Origin of the sequence: Streptomyces sp. NPDC056580 (assembly GCF_042793175.1) — a bacterium.
Taxonomy (GTDB): Bacteria; Actinomycetota; Actinomycetes; order Streptomycetales; family Streptomycetaceae; genus Streptomyces.
This window is the reverse complement of record NZ_JBHTVE010000006.1, coordinates 433,365-451,235: the sequence shown is the minus strand read 5'-3', so window position 1 is coordinate 451,235 and position 17,871 is coordinate 433,365. Positions and strand designations below refer to the sequence as shown.

15 protein-coding genes and 5 pseudogenes are annotated in these 17,871 nt (G+C 68.6%); 11 read left to right on the top strand and 9 right to left on the bottom strand.

Annotation, left to right across the window (positions count from 1 at the left end):
• Positions 1-62: 62 nt before the first annotated feature.
• From ACFQ9Z_RS16020 to ACFQ9Z_RS16005, 4 genes and pseudogenes are all read left to right on the top strand, one after another.
• Positions 63-542, top strand: a pseudogene (locus tag ACFQ9Z_RS16020) (aldehyde dehydrogenase family protein); the annotation flags it as partial.
• Between the two features lie 44 nt (positions 543-586).
• Entirely contained in the window at positions 587-763 is a 177-nt protein-coding gene (locus ACFQ9Z_RS16015; protein WP_383016951.1) for a chaplin family protein, read from the top strand.
• Positions 764-800: 37 nt separating this feature from the next.
• A complete protein-coding gene (locus ACFQ9Z_RS16010) occupies positions 801-2,432 on the top strand; it encodes a molybdopterin-dependent oxidoreductase (RefSeq protein WP_383016948.1) in 1,632 nt (543 codons plus the stop codon).
• 98 nt (positions 2,433-2,530) lie between these two features.
• Positions 2,531-3,187 (top strand): fasciclin domain-containing protein, encoded by a 657-nt coding sequence (locus ACFQ9Z_RS16005; RefSeq protein ID WP_383016945.1) that lies wholly within the window; start codon positions 2,531-2,533, stop codon positions 3,185-3,187.
• Between the two features lie 342 nt (positions 3,188-3,529).
• Here the strand turns inward: ACFQ9Z_RS16005 and ACFQ9Z_RS16000 are convergent, their stop codons facing one another.
• Positions 3,530-7,354 carry a DNA-binding protein gene (locus ACFQ9Z_RS16000; protein ID WP_383016942.1) on the bottom strand — a complete coding sequence of 1,275 codons (3,825 nt, stop codon included), beginning with the start codon at positions 7,352-7,354 and terminating at the stop codon, positions 3,530-3,532.
• Positions 7,355-7,840: 486 nt separating this feature from the next.
• Here ACFQ9Z_RS16000 and ACFQ9Z_RS15995 point away from each other — a divergent pair, with 486 nt between their 5' ends.
• Positions 7,841-8,464: a LysE family translocator gene (locus tag ACFQ9Z_RS15995; protein ID WP_383016939.1), complete on the top strand. Its 624-nt coding sequence runs from the start codon at positions 7,841-7,843 to the stop codon at positions 8,462-8,464.
• 53 nt (positions 8,465-8,517) lie between these two features.
• Here ACFQ9Z_RS15995 and ACFQ9Z_RS15990 read toward each other — a convergent pair whose 3' ends face one another.
• Positions 8,518-8,979, bottom strand: a complete 462-nt coding sequence (locus tag ACFQ9Z_RS15990) for a pyridoxamine 5'-phosphate oxidase family protein (protein ID WP_383017185.1) — start codon at positions 8,977-8,979, stop codon at positions 8,518-8,520.
• 111 nt (positions 8,980-9,090) lie between these two features.
• A pseudogene (locus tag ACFQ9Z_RS15985) lies at positions 9,091-9,529 on the bottom strand (transposase); the annotation flags it as partial.
• Between the two features lie 140 nt (positions 9,530-9,669).
• Here ACFQ9Z_RS15985 and ACFQ9Z_RS15980 point away from each other — a divergent pair.
• Positions 9,670-10,074, top strand: a complete 405-nt coding sequence (locus ACFQ9Z_RS15980) for a type II toxin-antitoxin system PemK/MazF family toxin (protein ID WP_383016936.1) — start codon at positions 9,670-9,672, stop codon at positions 10,072-10,074.
• Positions 10,075-10,604: 530 nt separating this feature from the next.
• Here the strand turns inward: ACFQ9Z_RS15980 and mscL are convergent.
• On the bottom strand, positions 10,605-11,048 hold the full coding sequence (gene mscL / locus ACFQ9Z_RS15975; RefSeq protein WP_383016933.1) for a large conductance mechanosensitive channel protein MscL: 444 nt from the start codon (positions 11,046-11,048) through the stop codon (positions 10,605-10,607).
• A gap of 413 nt (positions 11,049-11,461) precedes the next feature.
• Here mscL and ACFQ9Z_RS15970 point away from each other — a divergent pair, with 413 nt between their 5' ends.
• From ACFQ9Z_RS15970 to ACFQ9Z_RS15955, 4 genes and pseudogenes are all read left to right on the top strand, one after another.
• On the top strand, positions 11,462-12,265 hold the full coding sequence (locus tag ACFQ9Z_RS15970) for a class I SAM-dependent methyltransferase (protein WP_383016929.1): 804 nt from the start codon (positions 11,462-11,464) through the stop codon (positions 12,263-12,265).
• Positions 12,266-12,345: 80 nt separating this feature from the next.
• Positions 12,346-12,878: pseudogene (locus ACFQ9Z_RS15965) on the top strand (transposase family protein); the annotation flags it as partial.
• A 42-nt stretch (positions 12,879-12,920) separates the two neighbouring features.
• Positions 12,921-13,190: pseudogene (locus tag ACFQ9Z_RS15960) on the top strand (DUF4259 domain-containing protein); the annotation flags it as partial.
• Between the two features lie 141 nt (positions 13,191-13,331).
• Positions 13,332-13,853, top strand: coding sequence for a hypothetical protein (locus tag ACFQ9Z_RS15955; protein ID WP_383016926.1), 522 nt, complete (start codon positions 13,332-13,334; stop codon positions 13,851-13,853).
• Between the two features lie 94 nt (positions 13,854-13,947).
• On the opposite strand, the gene ACFQ9Z_RS15950 is transcribed toward ACFQ9Z_RS15955, so the two are convergent.
• The 3 genes from ACFQ9Z_RS15950 to ACFQ9Z_RS15940 all read right to left on the bottom strand — a co-directional run bounded on the left by ACFQ9Z_RS15950 (position 13,948) and on the right by ACFQ9Z_RS15940 (position 15,415).
• Positions 13,948-14,283: a hypothetical protein gene (locus ACFQ9Z_RS15950; protein WP_383016923.1), complete on the bottom strand. Its 336-nt coding sequence runs from the start codon at positions 14,281-14,283 to the stop codon at positions 13,948-13,950.
• 120 nt (positions 14,284-14,403) lie between these two features.
• Complete coding sequence (locus ACFQ9Z_RS15945; protein WP_383016920.1) at positions 14,404-14,802, bottom strand: hypothetical protein; 399 nt, start codon at positions 14,800-14,802, stop codon at positions 14,404-14,406.
• 394 nt (positions 14,803-15,196) lie between these two features.
• A complete protein-coding gene (locus ACFQ9Z_RS15940; RefSeq protein WP_383016917.1) occupies positions 15,197-15,415 on the bottom strand; it encodes a hypothetical protein in 219 nt (72 codons plus the stop codon).
• A gap of 399 nt (positions 15,416-15,814) precedes the next feature.
• Here ACFQ9Z_RS15940 and ACFQ9Z_RS15935 point away from each other — a divergent pair, with 399 nt between their 5' ends.
• Positions 15,815-16,207: a hypothetical protein gene (locus ACFQ9Z_RS15935; RefSeq protein WP_383016914.1), complete on the top strand. Its 393-nt coding sequence runs from the start codon at positions 15,815-15,817 to the stop codon at positions 16,205-16,207.
• A 187-nt stretch (positions 16,208-16,394) separates the two neighbouring features.
• Here the strand turns inward: ACFQ9Z_RS15935 and ACFQ9Z_RS15930 are convergent, their stop codons facing one another.
• Positions 16,395-17,000, bottom strand: a complete 606-nt coding sequence (locus tag ACFQ9Z_RS15930) for a dihydrofolate reductase family protein (RefSeq protein ID WP_383016911.1) — start codon at positions 16,998-17,000, stop codon at positions 16,395-16,397.
• A 510-nt stretch (positions 17,001-17,510) separates the two neighbouring features.
• A pseudogene (locus ACFQ9Z_RS15925) lies at positions 17,511-17,870 on the bottom strand (YihY/virulence factor BrkB family protein); the annotation flags it as partial.
• Between the last annotated feature and the right edge of the window lies 1 nt (position 17,871).

Below are 17,871 nucleotides of genomic sequence, written 5' to 3'. Positions count from 1 at the left end.
CGGCGCCGTACGACGCCAGGGGCCGGCCCGAGGGCGAGGACGACACCGAGTGCGGCGTAGCCATGGGTGAGGGGGGTGAGGGAAGCGACCACCGCGACGAGCAACGGGCCACGGCGGGTGTGGTCAACGTGTTCACCGAGTCCGGCAACACCGGGGCCCCGTTCCTGGTCTCCTCGGACAAGGTCGACGTGATCGACTACACCGGCAGTACGCCGGTCGGGCGCCAGATCGCGGCCGCGGCCGCCGCCACGCTCAAGCGGCTCGGTCTGGAACTGGGCGGCAAGGCTCCGATGGTGATCTTTCCCGACGCCGATCCGGACGTAGTGATCCCGACGGTGGTGCAGGCGCTGGTGCTGATGAACGGGCAGTTCTGCTGCACCGGTTCCCGCGTACTGGTTCACCGGGACGTCGCCGACCAGGTGCGCACTCGACTCACCAGCGCGCTCGCGCAGGTGCGGCTCGGCTCGGGCGACGACGAGAAGGCCCAGCTCGGCCCGGTGATCGACCGGGCGTCCGCCCAGCGGGTGGACGCGATCGTCGAGGAAGCCACCTCGTACCGGTCTTGGTCTCGGTCGGCTCGCCGGACGTGCTGTCGGGCAACGTGGTGCAGATTCCGATCGACATCCCGGTCAACGCCTGCGCAGGACAACGCGCACCCCCAGGTGGAGGGTTCCGGCGATGTCTGTCGGCGCTCAACTGTGTAATCCGTAGCGGAATGCAGGGTGGATTGGTCTGCGATCTTTTTTCACCTGATCAGGTCTGAGACCAATCCGCCCTGCAGGCAGAACCGGATTCCCCCCGTGAGGGATGAAGAGAAGGATCGGCGAGTACGGCCGGGGTGGCCTCGTCTGGCGCTGGGTGCGCTGAGCGGGGTGCTGGCCGGCTTCACGTCGCTGGCGGTGGCCGAACTGGTCGCGGCAGCGGTACGGCCGCAGTCCAGCCCGGTCATCGCGGTGGGCGGGGCGTCCATCGACGCGACGCCCGCCCCGGTCAAGGACTGGGCGATCCGCCACTTCGGCACCAACGACAAGGTCGTGCTGCAGCTCGGCATCCTCGTGGCGCTCGCGGTGTTGGCCCTGGTGCTGGGTGCGCTGGCGGTGCGGTTCCGGCGGGTGGGAGCCGCCGGGGTCCTTCTCTTCGGGGTCGTCGGGGCGGCGGCAGCTGTCAGCCGGCCCGACTCCACGGGACTCACCGATGCGCTGCCCGCTGTCGTGGGTGCCGTCGCCGGAGCACTGCTTCTGCACGTCCTGGTGGGACGCCTGACCGTGGTGAGGCGGACACCGGCGTCGGTAGCCGGGGCTGCGACCGAGGAAGCCGACGACGGCCTGTCTGCGTCCGTCGGATGGGACCGGCGTGGATTCGTCCTGGCGGCCGCATCCGCCGCGGCGGTCTCTGGCGCGGTCGGAGTGGTCGGCCGGTCGTTGAACGCCTCGCGCGGCCAGGACGCGGTCGCCTCGCGGAAGAAGGTCGTGCTGCCCTCTCCCGGGTCACCGGCGAAACCGGTATCCAGGCGAGCCGGGCTTCGCGTCCCGGGAATCAGTCCGTTCGTCACCCCGAACGATGATTTCTACCGGGTGGACACCGCGCTGGTGGTGCCCAAGGTGGACGCCACCGCCTGGCGGCTGCGTGTCCACGGTAAGGGCGTACGCCGTCCGGGCGTCTACTCCTTCGACGACCTGCTGCATCGTGAGCTGATCGAGCGGGACATCACCCTGACCTGTGTCTCGAACGAGGTCGGCGGCCCGTATGTCGGCAACGCCCGCTGGATCGGCGTCCGGCTGGCCGACCTGCTCGCCGAGTGCGGGGTCAGGCCTCCGTCCCGGGGAGGCCCGGCGGATCAGCTGGTGTCCCGCTCGGTGGACGGCATGACGATCGGCAGTCCGGTCGAGGACCTGATGGACGGCCGAGATGCGATGCTCGCCCTGGGCATGAACGGCGAGCCGCTGCCCTTCGAGCACGGCTTCCCGGTCCGGATGGTCGTCCCGGGCTTGTACGGCTTCGTCTCGGCCTGCAAGTGGATCGAGGAGATCGAGCTCACCACTTTCGATTCCTACGACCCGTACTGGGTCAAGCGCGGCTGGGCCCGTAGGGCTCCGATCAAGACCGAGTCGCGGATTGACACTCCCAAGCCGTTCGCCCGGCCCAAGGCGGGCACGGTGATGCTGGCCGGGGTCGCCTGGGCCCAGCACCGGGGCATCGACAAGGTCGAGGTCCGCATCGACGACGGCCCCTGGCAAGAGGCTCACCTGGCTGCCGAGGACACCCGCGACACCTGGCGCCAGTGGTCGCTTCCCTGGCAGGCCGCCAAGGGCGGCCACACCCTCACCGTCCGCGCCACCGATCGGACCGGCACGGTGCAGACCGCCAAACGCACTCGCACCATCCCCGATGGTGCCAGCGGATGGCACTCCGTCGTCGTGACCGTCGAATGATCACCCCCTTCAAGGGCTCCGTGCCCTTCCTGAACCACCTTTCCGCATCATTCCGAACGCAGCCGCATCACGCTGCACCGTCCAACAGGAGAATTCTGATGAACACCCGAATCCGCCGTACCGCTGGTCTGTTCGCCGCGGCCGCCGTGCTTCCCCTGGCCCTGACCGCCTGCTCCAGCAGTGACTCGGGCAAGTCCGACTCCTCGAACAAGGCGTCGGCTCCGGCCACCAAGAGCAGCGACGACATGGGTGGTTCGACGGCCTCCTCGAGCAGCATGGACCAGCCCTTCGGCCCTGCTTGTTCCTCCGTGCCCAAGGACGGTGCCGGCTCCTTCGACGGCATGGCCAAGGACCCGGTCGCCACCGCCGCGTCCAACAACCCCGCGCTGTCCACGCTCGTGGCGGCGGTGAAGAAGGCCGGGCTGGTCGACACCCTCAACAACGCGCAGAACATCACCGTGTTCGCGCCGACCAACGACGCATTCAAGAAGATCCCGAAGGCCACCCTGGACAAGGTCCTGAACGACAAGGCGCAGCTGACGAAGATCCTCACCTACCACGTCGTCGGCCAGAAGCTCACCCCCAAGGACCTGGAGAACGGCTCCTTCGCGACCTTGGAGAAGTCGAAGGTCATGACCTCCGGCTCGGGCGAGTCCTACACCGTCAACGACTCCGCCAAGGTCGTCTGCGGCAACGTCAAGACCGCCAACGCCAACGTCTACATCATCGACACCGTCCTGATGCCCAAGAGCTGACACCCCCACGAGCCGAGGACGCACGCCTGCCCGATCGCCGTGACGGGAGCGACTCGGGCGGCGCGCGTCCTCCTACCGGGGCACCCGCCAGCCACCCCACCGGCAGGGGCCAGGCGGGTGCCCCTCGGCGTCTGTGGTGACTGGGACTGGTCGCGGTGCGCGCTCGGTTCGGTGAACATGCGGGCCTTGAAGGGGACCTTGTCGGGTGCCGATGGTGGCCAGTCCGGCGATGCCGATGAGATAGAGGCCGGAGAGATCGACGGTGTTGCGCTGCTTGTAGCGCTGGCGGTCGAACTCGGTGGGACGGCCGCCTCGGGAACCGCGGTTGCGCCGGTGTCCTGCTCAGCAGCTATGGCGGTATGCGACGTCGTTGACGTAGGCCGACCACTCCGCTCGGGTCAGTCCGGCTCCCACCTGCCTGCACAGGTCAGTGACCGTTCGGCTGGGTGTCAGCTCGTAGGTCAGGAGGGGCACATGTTGACCCGCGGCGTGCAGGGTCCGGCCGTCTGCGGAGAAGGCGAGGGCCTCGATGGTCCCAGCGTTCATGTGCAGGGTTCCCCCGATGGGTTTGCGAGTGGTCACGTCCCAAAGCCGGACGGATCCGTCCTCCGCGCCCACGGCCAGGACCGTACCGTCGTGTGAGAAGACGAGAGCGGACACCCCTGCTGTCGAACGGGTTCCGTCGGCGGGCTCGGTCGGATCGGGCGCGGCGGTGAGGTCACCCAGGCGATGGGCCGCGGTCCCGTCCCACAGTGTGACTCCTCCCGCCTCGTCACCGGCCGCGAGGTGGCCCCCGGTCGGATCCTGGGCCACGGCGGTGGTTTGATCCGACGTGAGCGTGTGGCTGGTGCGGCGTTTGGACGGCAGGCGCACCACGTCGCCCTCGGAGGTGGCCAGCAGTCGGCCGTCGGGACTGAGGGACAGGCTCCCGGCGACGCCCGGAAGGCTGGCGATCCTGGCCGGGCGACGCAGGTCCCACAACTCCGTGCGACTGTAGGACAGGGAGGCCAGCACAGTCTGCCCTTCGGGGGTTATCGCGAGGCCGTCGACGCTGTCCGCGTCCTCGCCGGTGCCCGGGAGACGGAGTACTCGGGGCCGGGTCAAGTCGCGGCTGTCCAGCAGGGCCAGCGTCGTGGCCACCTCCTCGTCTCCGCCGCCGCCCGAATACGCGAAAGTCCGGTTGTCCGGACCGAAGGCGAGAACGTCCCCGCAGTTTGCTCCGCTGTCGTTTTCCTGAGGGAAGGTGGTGTCCAGGGGGCAGGGGGCGGTCGGCAGCGGGACGGCCTTGCCGTGGCCCGTGCGTACGTCCAGCAGTGTCAGGCGGTGCTTATTGCCGGCCTGTCGCGCTGTGGCCAGCCGTGTGCCGTCAGGGCTGAAGGCAGCGGCCGTTGTGGGGTCGGCGTGCCAGCCGCTGTCATCGGCGTGCCCCAGGGACACCGACCAGACCGTGGTGTCGGAGGAACCGCTGGTATAGCGAATGACTCCGTCAGCCCGGTCGAACCGCACCATACCCGGTGACGACTGGTGCGGCAGCGTAGAGCCCAGCACCGGCGCCGTAGGGTGATCCGCCCGCCAGAGCAGGACGTCACGGTCGTCGGTGGTGGCGAAGAGCCGTCCGTCGGGGCCGAAGTCAATCTCCCGTACCCCCTCGTGGGCGAAGGTGCCCATTGCCCGGCCAGAGGATATGTTCCACATCGCCAGTCCGTCATCGGTGGTGAGCAGCAGGGCATGGCCGCCCGGGGCGAAGACGGCTGTGGGACACCCCTGTTCCGACGATGTTTCTTTCTCCCATCGTCCGGGCAGCCGCCGACGCCGGCCGGTGACCTGCCAGACCTGGACTCCGCCGTCCGGGCGGCAGACCGCCACCAAGCGGTCGTCGGGGCTGATCGCGAGGAGACTGCTGGAGTTGACCTTGATGAAGGTGCGCGAGTCACTGGTCCCTTGGAAGGATTCCGCGAGGCCCCCGCCGTCGGTCCATGCGACGCCCGGGCAGGTGTCGAAGAGCACCGTCCGTCGGTGCAAGTCCCACAATTGAGCCGCGTGGAGCGGTGCGTCGAATCCCAGTGAACCGGTCTTCTTGCACTCCGACCTGGCGGTCGCCAGCAATGTCCTGCCGCTCGCGCCGAAGGTAACCTCCTCTACCGGTCCAGGGGTGCGCAGCACCGGACCGTCCGGCAGTCCCGTCGCGGTGTTGTACAGCTGGATACCCGACGTGGTCGATACTGCCAGCCTCTGGCCATCCGGAGACAGGGCGAACGCCGGATTGTCCTGGCTCCGGACCCGGAAGCGGCTCAGCCGGTGGTGGGTGCGCACATCCCACCGTGCGGCCCGACCGTCCCGCAGCGTCACCAGCGTGCGCCCGTCCTCGCTGAGGTCGACTAGCGCCGAGGCGGAATCGGGAACGCGGAAGGCGTCCCGCGGAAGCTGGGCTGCGACTGCCAGCAACGCTGAGCGAGTCTCCGGGAGATCGGCAATCTTCCAGGCGGCCACGCTGAGCTTCATCGCGGTGGCCGGGTCGGACAGCCGCAACGTGTCAGCCACCGCAGCAAGGCGCCTGGCCTCGGTGCGCACCCGTTCGGCGTCTGCCGCCCTGCTCTGCTGCCAGCCGAGCAGCCCGGCCAGCACGGCCAGGACTGCCAGGACCGAGACGGAAGCCAGCAGCCGGCGCAGCCGCCGAGCCGAGCGGAGCGTGGCATGCTGCTCGCGTTCGCGGGCTTCCAGCCCTGCGGCCAGAAAGGACCTCTCCAAGGCGGTGAAGTCGGCTCGTCCACCGGGCTCGTCGAAGGCTTCCTCCGCGGCGGCCAGTCGCGTGCCCCGGTACAACGCTCCCGGGTCGCGGCCCAGGTCGCTCCATACCTGTGCGTCTTCGGTCAGGCGGCGGTGCAACCGGAGCCTGGACCGTTCGCTGTCGATCCAGCCGTGCAGCCTCGGCCATGCCGTGATGAGCGCCTCATGAGCCAGGTCGACGGTGTCATCGTCCAAGGTCACCAGGCGCGCGCGGGTCAGGCTGTCGAGAACCGCGGCAGTCTCTGTCGCAGAGGCGAAGTCCAGCTCCCCGCGACGAACAGGGCGGCGAGTGTCCGGTGTCCCGTCACCGGGTGTGACCAGGCGAAGCAGCACGGCCCGGGTGAGTTCGGCCTGGGCAGGGCTCATGCCGGCGTAAACGCCCTCGGCCGTACGGGCGATCGCACCCCGCAGGCCGCCGGCTGCCTCGTACGCGGCCTCAGTGAGCACGCGGCCCTTGCGGCCGTGCCAGGTCTCAAGAAGGGCGTGGGACATCAACGGCAGGGCGCCGGGTTCCCCCTCGACCTCATCGAGGATCCGGGCGGTCAGGGAGCGCTCCACGATCAAGCCACCGGCCTGGGCAGGTTTGACTACCGCCTCGCGCAGTTCGTCGCGGCTCATGGGACCCACCAGGACGCTGCCGTCCTGCAGCATGGCGGTCAGCTCGGCATGTTCGGCGCAACGGCCGAGGAAGTCGGCGCGCACGGCGATGACGACACGCAGCCGGCTTTCGGGATGAGCAGCGGCCAGCAGGCGGTCGATGAACTGATCGCGTTCCGCAGGGTCACGGCAAAGGGTGTAGAGCTCTTCGAACTGGTCGACGATCAGCCATGTGTCGCCGTCGCCGTCCTTGGGTGTCAGACGCTGCGCGTGGGTGCGCAGGGGGTGCTCGCCGGGAGTGAGGACCCGCAGTGCCGCCGGCAGCGCACGGGCCGGGTCCGGGATGCGGATGCGGGGAATGAGGCCGGCCCGCAGCAGGGAAGACTTGCCGCTGCCCGACGGGCCGAACACCGCGGTGAACCGGCGGGAGGAGGCGAGCTCGAGCAGCCGGCCGGTCAGTTCATCCCGGCCGAAGAACAAGTCGGCGTCGCCCGGTTCGAAGCGTGCCAAGCCCCGGTAGGGAGGCTCCGTATCCTTGTCCTCGGTGCGTGGCTCGGCCGCCACTTCTGCGGCCGCCTCACGCCATCGTGACTCCCACTCCGTCTCGTCACCGCCACACGCACGCACGTAGGCCAGCACGACCGGCAGAGTCGCCAGCCGCTCCCCCGCCGCCGCCTGCGACAGAGTGCTCGCTCCCTGATTCGTGCGCTGGGCCATCACCCGGTACGTCGGACCGCCGGCCTCCACCCGCAGCTTGCGTAACTCAGCGGCGAACCGCGCCACCGGCCCCGCATTCGGATCCAGCGGACTCTCAGGCCGTCCAGGCATCAGCAGCTCCCCCCTCCCAGTGCCTCTTCCATTGCAGACGCAGCGCTGAAGCCGCAGAAGGTACGCGGGCCTACGGCAGAAGGGCAAGCCACGAGCGTGCTCTTTGGCGATGGCGCTCGGACGTGCCCCACGACCGGCAGCGAGGCCATCGATCAGGGTGGTGGGAACGACTGCCTGTTCAATTGCCAGCCGCTGAACTCAGTGGTGCACGAGGCCGCCAGGCCACCGGTGCGCCGGCGATCACCAGTGTGATCCCCGGCCGCCAGCCAGGTACGGCACGACCTCGTACGCACGTTCCCGGACCCGGGCGGCAGCGGCGAAGGAGAGGGACTGTACGAGCGAGCTGCCCAGGTGCGGCACTCCGTTGATCTGGGTACCCGCTTTCCGCTACCGGCACTGGGGAACTCCCCCGCGTCACGCCAGGACTGGAGGTCGCTGACGATGGTGGATCTGACGGTGCTACCGGGCTACGTGGCAGTGATGCTGCTCTTCCTCGGCCCTCCCGGGCCAGACATGGCCTACATGCTCGCAGTGGGCCTCGAAGGCGGTCGCCGGTCCGCGGTGAAAGCCATCCTCGGCATCGCAACCGGAATGAGCGTCTACGCCGCCGCCGTCATCGCCGGTTTGGGAGGAATCGCCCGATCTCATCCATCAGCACTTGATGCGGTCAGGATTTTAGGTGCAGCGTATCTACTGTGGTTGGCATACGTGACGATGCGTCACGCGCGTCGCGCGATCAGCGGGCACAGTGATGTCACAGCAGGCCGCTGGTATCTGCGAGGCGTCTTGGTCAGCATCACGAATCCGAAGATCATTCTGTTTTTCCTTGCGGTGCTCCCGCAGTTCATCGGAAGCGCGGACAACCCGGGATCACAGATGGCGATCCTTGGTGCGATCGACATTCTGATGGAGGTGATTCTTTACGGGTGCATCGGAATTCTGGCCGGGTTTTTTCACGCCCGTCTTGTCGACTCGACCAAAGCAACAGCCGTGCTGAACTACAGCGCGTGCACCGTATATGTTGTGTTGGCCGGGACGATCTTCGGCGAGGTCCTGCTGGCTTAGTACTCCAGCTGTAGATCGTGATCCGAGAGAGGCGCGTCGGCGAGGGACGGCCCTTATTCCAGCCACATTCCATCGCGCATGATGACTCTCCCACGTAGTTCCGGCTCGCCGCGCCAAGCGCGCACAGTCCTCGGGGCCACGCGTACATACAGAAAGGAACCCTCTTCCACGCGTGGATCCCACCCGAACTTGTCGGCGAAGGCCTCCGCTGCGTCTCCGGTCACCTCCTGGTCCGGGAAGCACTCCGCCTCCCCCTGGAGGAGCACCACGTCGAAGGTGTCCGGTAGCGCCAGGTGCACGCGCGGCTCTGCGCGGACGTTCCGCGCAGTCACGGAAGTGGCGCTGGTGCACATCCACACTGCTCGTCCATCCCACAAGAACCACAGCGGCACCTGATGCGGCCCGTGATCAGGGTGAGCCGTCGACACCCATACATCCCGCTCGGTCACGAGCCGCTCCAGAGCGTCGCGCATACGCTCCGCCGTCTGGCGGCGAACGATTCCCGTGGTCTCCATGAGGACCGACCCTAGCCAGCAGGTGCGAAGCGCGCCTGAGGCGCAGGACCTACTCCCAGCGACCGATGAGCCCCTCTCAGGAGCTGGTGGCGGCCCGGTGCCGCTCCGGGCGAGGTCGATGACGGCCCAGCCGTGGAACCGCTGTCCCTTCGCGCCGCGTCCGGCCGACAGCTTCTGCCAGACCCGCTGGGGGACCTTCTTCACCCAGGGCATCGGCGCGGAACGTGTCGGCGCCGGTGGGTACTTCGGCCGAGCAGGCCACCGCGAGGACGTGACCGATGCCGCGGTCCTCCAGCGCGGATCGCGGTTTCGGGTTGCCGCCGTAGACCTCGTCCCCCGTGACCCAGCCGACGCGGTGTCCGGCGGCCAGAAACCGTTCGATCATCACCCGGGCCAGTTCCGGCTTGGTCGCGAAGACGGTGTCCTCGCCGAGCCCCGCGGCCCGGCAGTGGTCCGGGTCGCACGTCCAGGAGCGCGGGATGTACGGCTCCCGATCCACCGCCGCGTGCCCGCGCTCGCCGGCGTAGACGAGGTAGACGGCGACCTGAGACGGGCAGGGTCTACGCCGTGACCTACGGTCACAGCGTGATCGTTTGTCTTCACACACCGATGATCAACGTGGCCGCACCCGTCTCCGCAGCGCTTCAGGGTCGCGCAGCCCACGCATGCGGTCCTGTGTCAGGAGGACATGTGCGACGTGGCGAAGTCTGGTGGGTCGAGTTCGACGAGCGGCGGCCGGTCGTACTGCTGTCGGAAGGCGACGCGTCCGGGATCCGGGTGATGCAGGTCGTGGCTCCGGCGGGCGTCGACATCAGCGGTCTGGGCGTCGAAGTGGTAGTAGGCGGCAGGGAAGGACTGCCCTTTGAAGGCGTGCTGCGGTTCGCGTTTCCGTGTCCGGGCTTTACCCCTTGCACGTGGCTGACCACCGTGTCCAGGGACGACCTGATCGAGCGGGCGGGCGCCCTGCCCTACGCGAAACTCAACGAGATCGAGGATGCCCTCCGACTCGCCGGGCAGGCGAAGGAGCGGAGCCCGGCGACGACCGAGAAGCTCAGCGAATTAAGGGACGCCCCCCGTCTCGGTGGACTTGAGTAGTCGGGTAGGCGGAGAAGGAACGGACACCCTCGGTGGCGTGGTCGTGCGAGCGCCTGCTCGAGTACGGCGAACAAGGCCTCACTCGGCTTGGGCTGTGACTGATCTGGCGGCGGTCGCTGAACCCTTACGTCGCGTTCGGGCAGGACCGCCGCAGGACCGCCTCCGCGTCAACAACGTATTCACGCACTACCTGATCCCCTACCACCTCATCACGGCCTCGGGGGGGCGGACCCGTCCTCACCCTTGTCGTGCCGGGACACGGCCGCCTGCCGGTGGCCGCATTCGACGCCGTTCCTGTGACCGGCAGAGCCAAGCAGGACGCCGTCGCGCAGGAGCTGCTGCGCCGCCGCGATGCCGCCGTCCCAGGAGCCGGCCATGATTTCGACAAGCGCAGCACGATGGTCGTCGGGCTCGGTGCCGGCCGTGAAGCCGAGCAGCCGGTACGGCGTCGGACGCCGTCGGTAGCTCCCGTCACCACGGACGGGCCCGCGACGGGCCCGGCAACCAGGCCGGGCGATGCGGAGGTCGGGTCACCCGGCGCGCTGGGTCGTCTCTCCCGCCTGAGCGGGTACGGCGGGCAGGGAGACGGTGCAGGAGGCGCAGCGCCGGGCCTGGGCGGGTACGGGGCTGAGGCATTCGGGGCAGTCCCGTTTGGGGGCCTGGACGTCCTGGTGCGGAGCGAGGCGTTCGTGGAGCTTGTTGATCGGGAGCACGACCAGGAAGTACAGGGCGCTGGCGAGGAGGAGGAAACTGATCGCCGCGTTGAGGAAGGTCCCGTAGGGGAACTTGGTGGCGCCTACGGTGAAGGTCTTGCGGCTCATGTCGCCGGTGGCGCCGGTGGCCAGCCCGACGAGTGGGGTCAGGAAGGCGCTGACGAAGCCGTTCACCACGGCGGTGAACGCTGCCCCGATGACGATGCCGACGGCCAGGTCGACCACGTTGCCGCGCAGAATGAAGCTGCGGAAGCCCTTCACCTTCTCACCCCTAAGAGGCTCTTGACGTCGACGGGCGGCACCGAAAGTTCGGTCAGCCCACTAGCTTCACTTCGAATGCCCTGCCACCCCTCACCCATGCCGGCTCCGCCACGCTGCGCGGTGATGTGCCAGTTCATCAGGGGACGCGACGACGGCAGACCATCCATGACCCGCCGCGCCGGCAGGTGCGCTGTGACCGCCGAGCGTTGAGGTCAGCCGCTGACGCGTATCGGGCCGGCCGGGGCAGGGAGTGCGCGTGACTGCGGCGTGTCGCGGTTTCCCACGAAATCCGGTGGAGTCTCAGCGGCCGGAAGTGGTTGGGTCCTGCTCAATGCTTCGCTGACACGGCCCGGCACAGTGCGAGGCGCAAGGCTCGAATCGCAGGCGCGGTCTAGCCCGCGTGTCGTCGAGTGATGGAGGTTATCGCGGTGGCTGGTTATGGGGCGCTTTCCGACGTATACGAGTGGCTGATCGGGGACGACAGGTTGACCCCCGCCAAGGCAGCCGCGGTTTACTACAGCGATGTCGTGGGATCTCTGCCGCCCAACGCGCGCGTCCTCGACTGCGCGTGTGGAACCGGCCAGCTCGCCGTCGGTCTCGCGAGTCTTGGCCTTGACGTGGTCGCCGCTGACGCCAGCAATGGGATGGTTCGCCGGACCGAGAAGGCCGCCGACGAGCAGGGTGTCTCGCTTCGAGCCCTCCGCGCGAGCTGGGACCAGCTGCCCGACCACCTGGAGGACTCCACATTCGATCTGGTGTTCTGCGTCGGCAACTCGCTCGGGCACGCCGAGGGCGCAGCCGGGCGCCTGACCGCACTGGAAGCGATGTCGCGGCTGCTGAATCCGGGCGGACGCCTCGTGCTCACGTCACGAAACTGGGAGCTCGTGCGCTCCGCAGGCTCACGGGTAGACGTCCGCGATCGACTCATCCGTCGCAACGACCGCGATGCGGTCGTCAGCTACTACTGGCAGATCGAGCAGCGCTGGGAGCAGGAACACTTCCTCGAGATCGTGGTTGCCCAGATCGAGCCGGATGGGGCAGTGCGAGCCTGCTCGGAGCGGTTGTCTATCTGGCCCTACCGGTACGAGGACTTCGTGGCGCAGTTGCGGAGTGTCGGGCTCACGGTGCAGTCCACCACCTTCGACCCCAAGAGCGACGGATACCTGGTGGTCGCCAGCCGCGACCAGAGGCGAGGCACGTCTGAACCGGCGCGCTGATCCGCCTTTCGTCGTTGCCGACCTGCCGGCTCGCGACCGCCTGCAGCGGGTTCTTCGTGAAGTGTTCAGCGCTTGAAGCGGTTGCTGCGGGTGCTGTCCTCGCCGCGCTGGCTTCCGACCTGCGGACCGCGGCCTGCACGGCGTCCACCAAGGCATTCGTGATCCTGGACGGCACGCTGCTGCCCGGCCGACCGGCCCTTCTACTCTGGCAAACCTGAGAAGCATGGCATGAACGTGCAGATCATCACCGATCCCGCCCGGGCGACTGGTGTGGGTATCGCCTGCACTGCCCGGCGCGGTCCACGACATCAAGGCCACGCGAACCCACGCCATCATCAACGCCCTGGAGGAAGCCAGCGTGGAGTGCTGGGCCGACAAGGGTTACCGGGACGCCGACGGCACCGTACGACTGCCCTATTGGGGTCGCTGGGAGACGCTTTCCACAGGTCAGCATGCTGTCAACCGCTCGCATGCAAGGATCCGTGCACTCGTCGAGCAGGCCATGGCCACCCTCAAGAGCTGGCGGCTCCTGCGCAAGCTGCGATGTTCCACGACTCGCATCACCAGCCTGGTTCAGGCCGTCCTCACCCTGCATCTGACCTGCTCAAACTGAGGTTGGAAACAGCTCACCGACTCGGGAGCACGCGTCGATGGCGGAGACGGGGCCGAAGCCGTTACCGCCGCCGCTCTCGTCGCCAGCACCCTCCCGAACAGTCCCATCGTGATCGACCCCGATGACGGCCCCAGGGAACCGCTGCCCGAACTGCCAGCCTCGCTTCACGCGGCGGCGAGACTCGCACTGGACCGGGTTCTCCGGGACGGATCAGAAGTGGCAACCGGCTGGGTGGACAGCGCCGACGCCGACCAGTGGCGCCAGCAAGTGGGACAGATCCTCGAAGCACTCGAAGCACCCGCTGATCACTAGTCGTGACCGCTTCACGGAAGTCGTGCCAGAGCCCGAGATCGGGCAGCACTTTTCATCGATGCGGCAGGCGGGGAGGGCACCGAGCCCCTGACGTACGTTCGGACCTATGACGCGCACCCTGACATTCAGGCTGGTGGCCCAGTGAGCGGCTGGTGGGACTACTTGGAGGAACGAACCTGCCGAGAGGTCGATGCCGACGTGCTGCGCGACCGTCGGCTGTCGGCGGTCAAGTCCGTCTGGGAGGCGCTGCGCCCGCTGGGAGTGGGCCTGCACGAAGCAGAACGGGTGGTCCACGCTCGATACGAGGCTCTGGGCGACCGTGTGCAGCACACGCCACCCGATCCGCTGGACCTCCCCTCGCTCGCAGCCCGCGCCGCGGCTCTCCCGGGCCGTGTGGCAGCTGTGGAAGCGTTCTGGGACGGCGATACTGTCCACGACTGGTTCGTACTTCTGGTCGCGGTCCTGGATGCCCCGGAGGGGGAGGGCCACCTGGCGACCGTCTACCACCGGCGTGACGGCCCTCCTGCTGGCGTTGCCGCCGCTATGGCCGGCCGGGCGCTGGCCGACCACCTTCACGTGCCGTTCCACTTCGCGTCTGCGGACGTCCCTGATGACGACGCCCCGCGCTGGAGGGCGATCCAAGGGTTGACGGAAGGGCCGTGACTGGTGGGCATGGACGGAGCGCGGCGACTCAAGGCCTGACTGCCTGCGCCTGCCGTTCTCGTGAACAAAGCCAGGTGCCGGGGGGCGGCTCGCCTCACACGGGGGTGGCTGCGGGTGCGGGTGCGGGCGTGGTGCTGGAGGAGGGCAGCAGTGCGCAGCCGTCGGCGGCCATGAGTGGGACGGTGAAGTGGCCGTCGAGGGGCCCGGCCAGGGCTGTGCCTCCGGCCAGGCCGAGCCGGATCGCGCTGGACATCCAGCCGACCGCTTCGGTTGACGTGCCCGGCGGGGTGAGCGTATTGACGGTCAGGCTGGCGACGGTGAGCAGGGGAACGAATACGGTGCCCGGCAGCAGTGGGAGGAGGACTGCGGGGGCGGGGAGCGGGGCGAGCAGGGGGAACCAGCAGGCCGTGTATGCGGCGCCCAGCAGCATCAGGTGACGCGGCCGTGGGGTGGTGGGGGTCCACCTGCTCGGGTGGTGGCCGCACCGTGGCGTGGCTGGGCTGGACGGCGGCCCACCCCTGGCAGGGGCCGGGAAGAGGGCGGGGCGGGTTTAGATGTCGATCTCACCGCGCTCGTGCATGACGTCGGTCAGGGCGTCCATCCGCAGCGCGTCGTCCTCGCTGTGAAGTGCGTACCGGCTCTCTTCCTTGCGCTGGCCGGGGGTGAGGCCTTCGGCGCGGGCGCGGGCTTCGGCGTACACGATGTCGGGGGCCGTGCGGCGGACGGCTTCGGGGTTGCTGTAGGCGAGGCGGGCGTGGACGAGGGTGAGGTGGCGCTCGGCGGTGCGGAGCGCTGCGGCCATCCCCGTGTTGATGTGGATGGTGACGCGGGTGGGGTTGTGCTGGTCGTCGACGGCCGGATCCTGGTAGCCGTCGGCGGGGACCGGCGTGGAGACAAGGGTTCGGTGCTGAACAGTGAACTCGTGGACGCGCAGCGTGTACTTGAGCATGAACAGGCAGGCCTTTCTGGGACTTGGCTATCAAGTGCGGCGTTCAGCCGCGATGCGGGCACCGTCGTGACTTGGGGGGCTGGTCAGGCAAGCAGCGGGCTTGGGGGCGACGCTCGTTGCTCCGCGCGTGGGCGCCCCCCTGGCGTGCTCGATCCGGTGCCGCGGCGCAAGCCGATGGCCGTGCTCAGCGCCCGTCTCCGTGCACGCTGGCTGTGGCTCCGGCTGCATGGGTCTGGGCGTGGGGGCGGACAGCTCGCCCGCCCAGATGGGGGTCGTGGGGTGCGGCCGGCGAAGGGGATCGCCGAAAGGTGGCCGACCTGGGTGCCGTCCGCGTGCTGCCAGGCGTGCTCCAAGGCACGCACGGTGGCCGAGGCCGGCGCACGGTCCAGCGGAGTCAGGCCGGTCGCTGCGGGTTTCGTTGGCGCTCGAACTCCGGTTGCTGGGTGGTGTGCAGCGCGGCGTGAAGCAGGAGCCGTGCGGGCAGTCCCAGGCTGCTGGCATCGATTGCCATGCCGAGCAGAGGTGCGGCAAGGGGGGTGAGACTACGTACAAGCGATTCCACCCGGGGAACCAGCGGGGTCCGGGGCAGTGTGATGACGATGGTGAGGGGCACGGCAGCGTCCTTTGGCTGATCAAGCCACGTAGTAGGTGGCTTGTTTTGCCGGTTTTTCTCAGGACAATCCGCTTTCATGGCGTGTCGCCAGCCTCGGGCCGACGTGCGTGCCAACGCATGGTGAACAGAAAGTGGCCTGGCTTACTCGGGCGATGAGGACCGAAGGGTTCTTGGCCTACCTTGATGAATGCTGGTCCGGCGCCTGACAGTGCTCCGCACCGTCACGGCGCATGGGTGGCCGCGGCGGCGGAGAGCAGCCGGGGGCCCGACGGCCGCGGTGAGCGTGGCAGTGGTGGCGCTGGCGGCGGCGGTGGGCCAGGCGACAGGACCCAGGCGGCTATGAATCTGCATGAATCAGACATAACGTATAAAGAGTGGGACCAGCGATGGAGTGATCACATGACCCGGACGACAGCGCAGCCCCCTGCAACGGACACCGCCGCGACGGACGCAACCGGCCGGCACCCAGGCCACGGACACGACGGGCATACGATCACCATCCCGCTCGACAGCGTCGCCCACGCCGTGCAGACAGCGGTCACCCTGCCCATCGCCGCCGCCCAGCGCATACTGCCCGCCAAAGGCGGGCTCCCCCTCTACGCGGGACTGGGTGCCCTCGCCTTGGCAGGCGTCCTGGAATGGCCAGTCGCCGCCGGAATCGGAATCGGCTACGCCGTACTACGCCGCGGAGGAGCACTCACACCCCCGCGCCCGGCACCCCAGGCGCCCGCGCAGGCGGCCACCACCGACAATGCTCCGGCCTCGAGCGCCGAAGCCGGTAGCACCCCCTGAAGGGTGCATCGACGGGCCGCGCCATCCGGGCTAGTGCTCTGATCGCGTAGCTCACACTCGCCCAGCCAGGCGAGTTGATCTCGGATATCGGCCGCTAGGAGCGCCGTAACGCGCAGCGTCCAGGTGCGCAGGTTCGCGTGGCGCGCCAGGGTCCTGAGCCCCGCAAGGCCTGCGTGCTCAAGCCCGGCTAGTAACTGTCGTAGCTGGGCTCGCCGTGAGGCCGGTAGACGCTGACGATGGTGCCGCCCTTCGTCGTCGAGACGCTGACCGGCTCCAGCGCAGTCGGGATCGCACCGTCGGCGAACAACCGCTTGCCGGTACCGATGATCACCGGATGAATGGTCAGCCGGTACTCATCGACAAGGCCGTGCTGCATGAGGGTCTGGACGAGATCACCGCTGCCGACGACATTGATGTTGCCGCCGTCGGACTCCTTCAGCTTGCGCACGGCATCGACGATGTCCCCCTTCAGCAGCGTGGAGTTCTGCCACTCGACGGACGTCAAGCTCCGAGACGCTACGTACTTGTGCATGCTGTTCATCCGACTGGTGAACGGGTTGCCGGGATCGGCGGTCGGCCAGTACGACGCGAAGATCTCGTACGTCTTGCGGCCGAGCAGCATCGCGTCGGGGTGCTCGTACCAACCGGCAACGGCCCTGCCGACTTCGTCGTCAGACACTGGTTTCTGCCAACCCCCGTGCTGGAAGCCGCTCTCAGCATCCTCATCCGAAGCGCCTGGCGCCTGCATGACGCCGTCCAGCGTCAGGAACGTGCAAACGATGATCTCGCGCATGGTGCGCTCCCTTCGTCGACGTGGGTAGACCGCGCACCCGCCCAAAACTCATCGCCGGTTCCGCCCCACCGGGCCCGCGCCGGCTGGCTGCCGAAGCCCACCGCGACAGCGGCCTCGACGACCGAGGTCCGGTGCGGCGCCCGGCCCCCGGGCGCCGCACCCTCGGGGCTGGCCCCGCCGCCACCGGGCAGTGACCGCGCGGCCGGGCCCGGTGCCGGTAGGTTCGGGCCTGCAAGCCCCGCTCGCTCCCCCGGCGTCAGATCCTGGCGGATCGCCCGGTGCAGCGTCGGGATCGACGGAGGAGACTCGCCCCTCGCCCCTGGCCGCGCGAGCGGTCAACTCACGATGCACTGCCGCGACATTGCCCTTCCACAGCCCCAGCAGAGCCCGGACCTCATCAGTAACCGTGAACCGCCCGGGATATGCAGACCGCTCCCCCGGTGCCCGGGCCGCAGCCTCGTCGCCGTCGGCCGCGGAGCGGGATTCTTGCAGCCGGGGAAGTGCACCGGCCGCCAGTGCCAGACCGACGAGGGCCATGACCGACCCGGTACCGGCGTTGCCCTGCGACTGCTCCACGGCCCCGGTTGTGATGGTGCGGGCGGAGCCGGGGGCGAACTGTTTGAGGGTGTTCAGCACCGTGTCGGTGGCCGACTTCCCGGCGATGCCGAGCAGGGAGACCAACGCCAGCAGCGCCGGGAACAGCGACAGCACCCCCTAGTACGTCAAGGCCGCGGCGCGGTCGGCCAGTTCATCGTCCTTGAACTCCTTCAGCGTGCCTTTGAAGACTTCGCCCCACGACCGCTTGGGCAACTTGGTCGGGGCATCCGGTGCCCGCCGTTCGGCCTCCGGCCCCGGCCTCCTCGGGCGCACG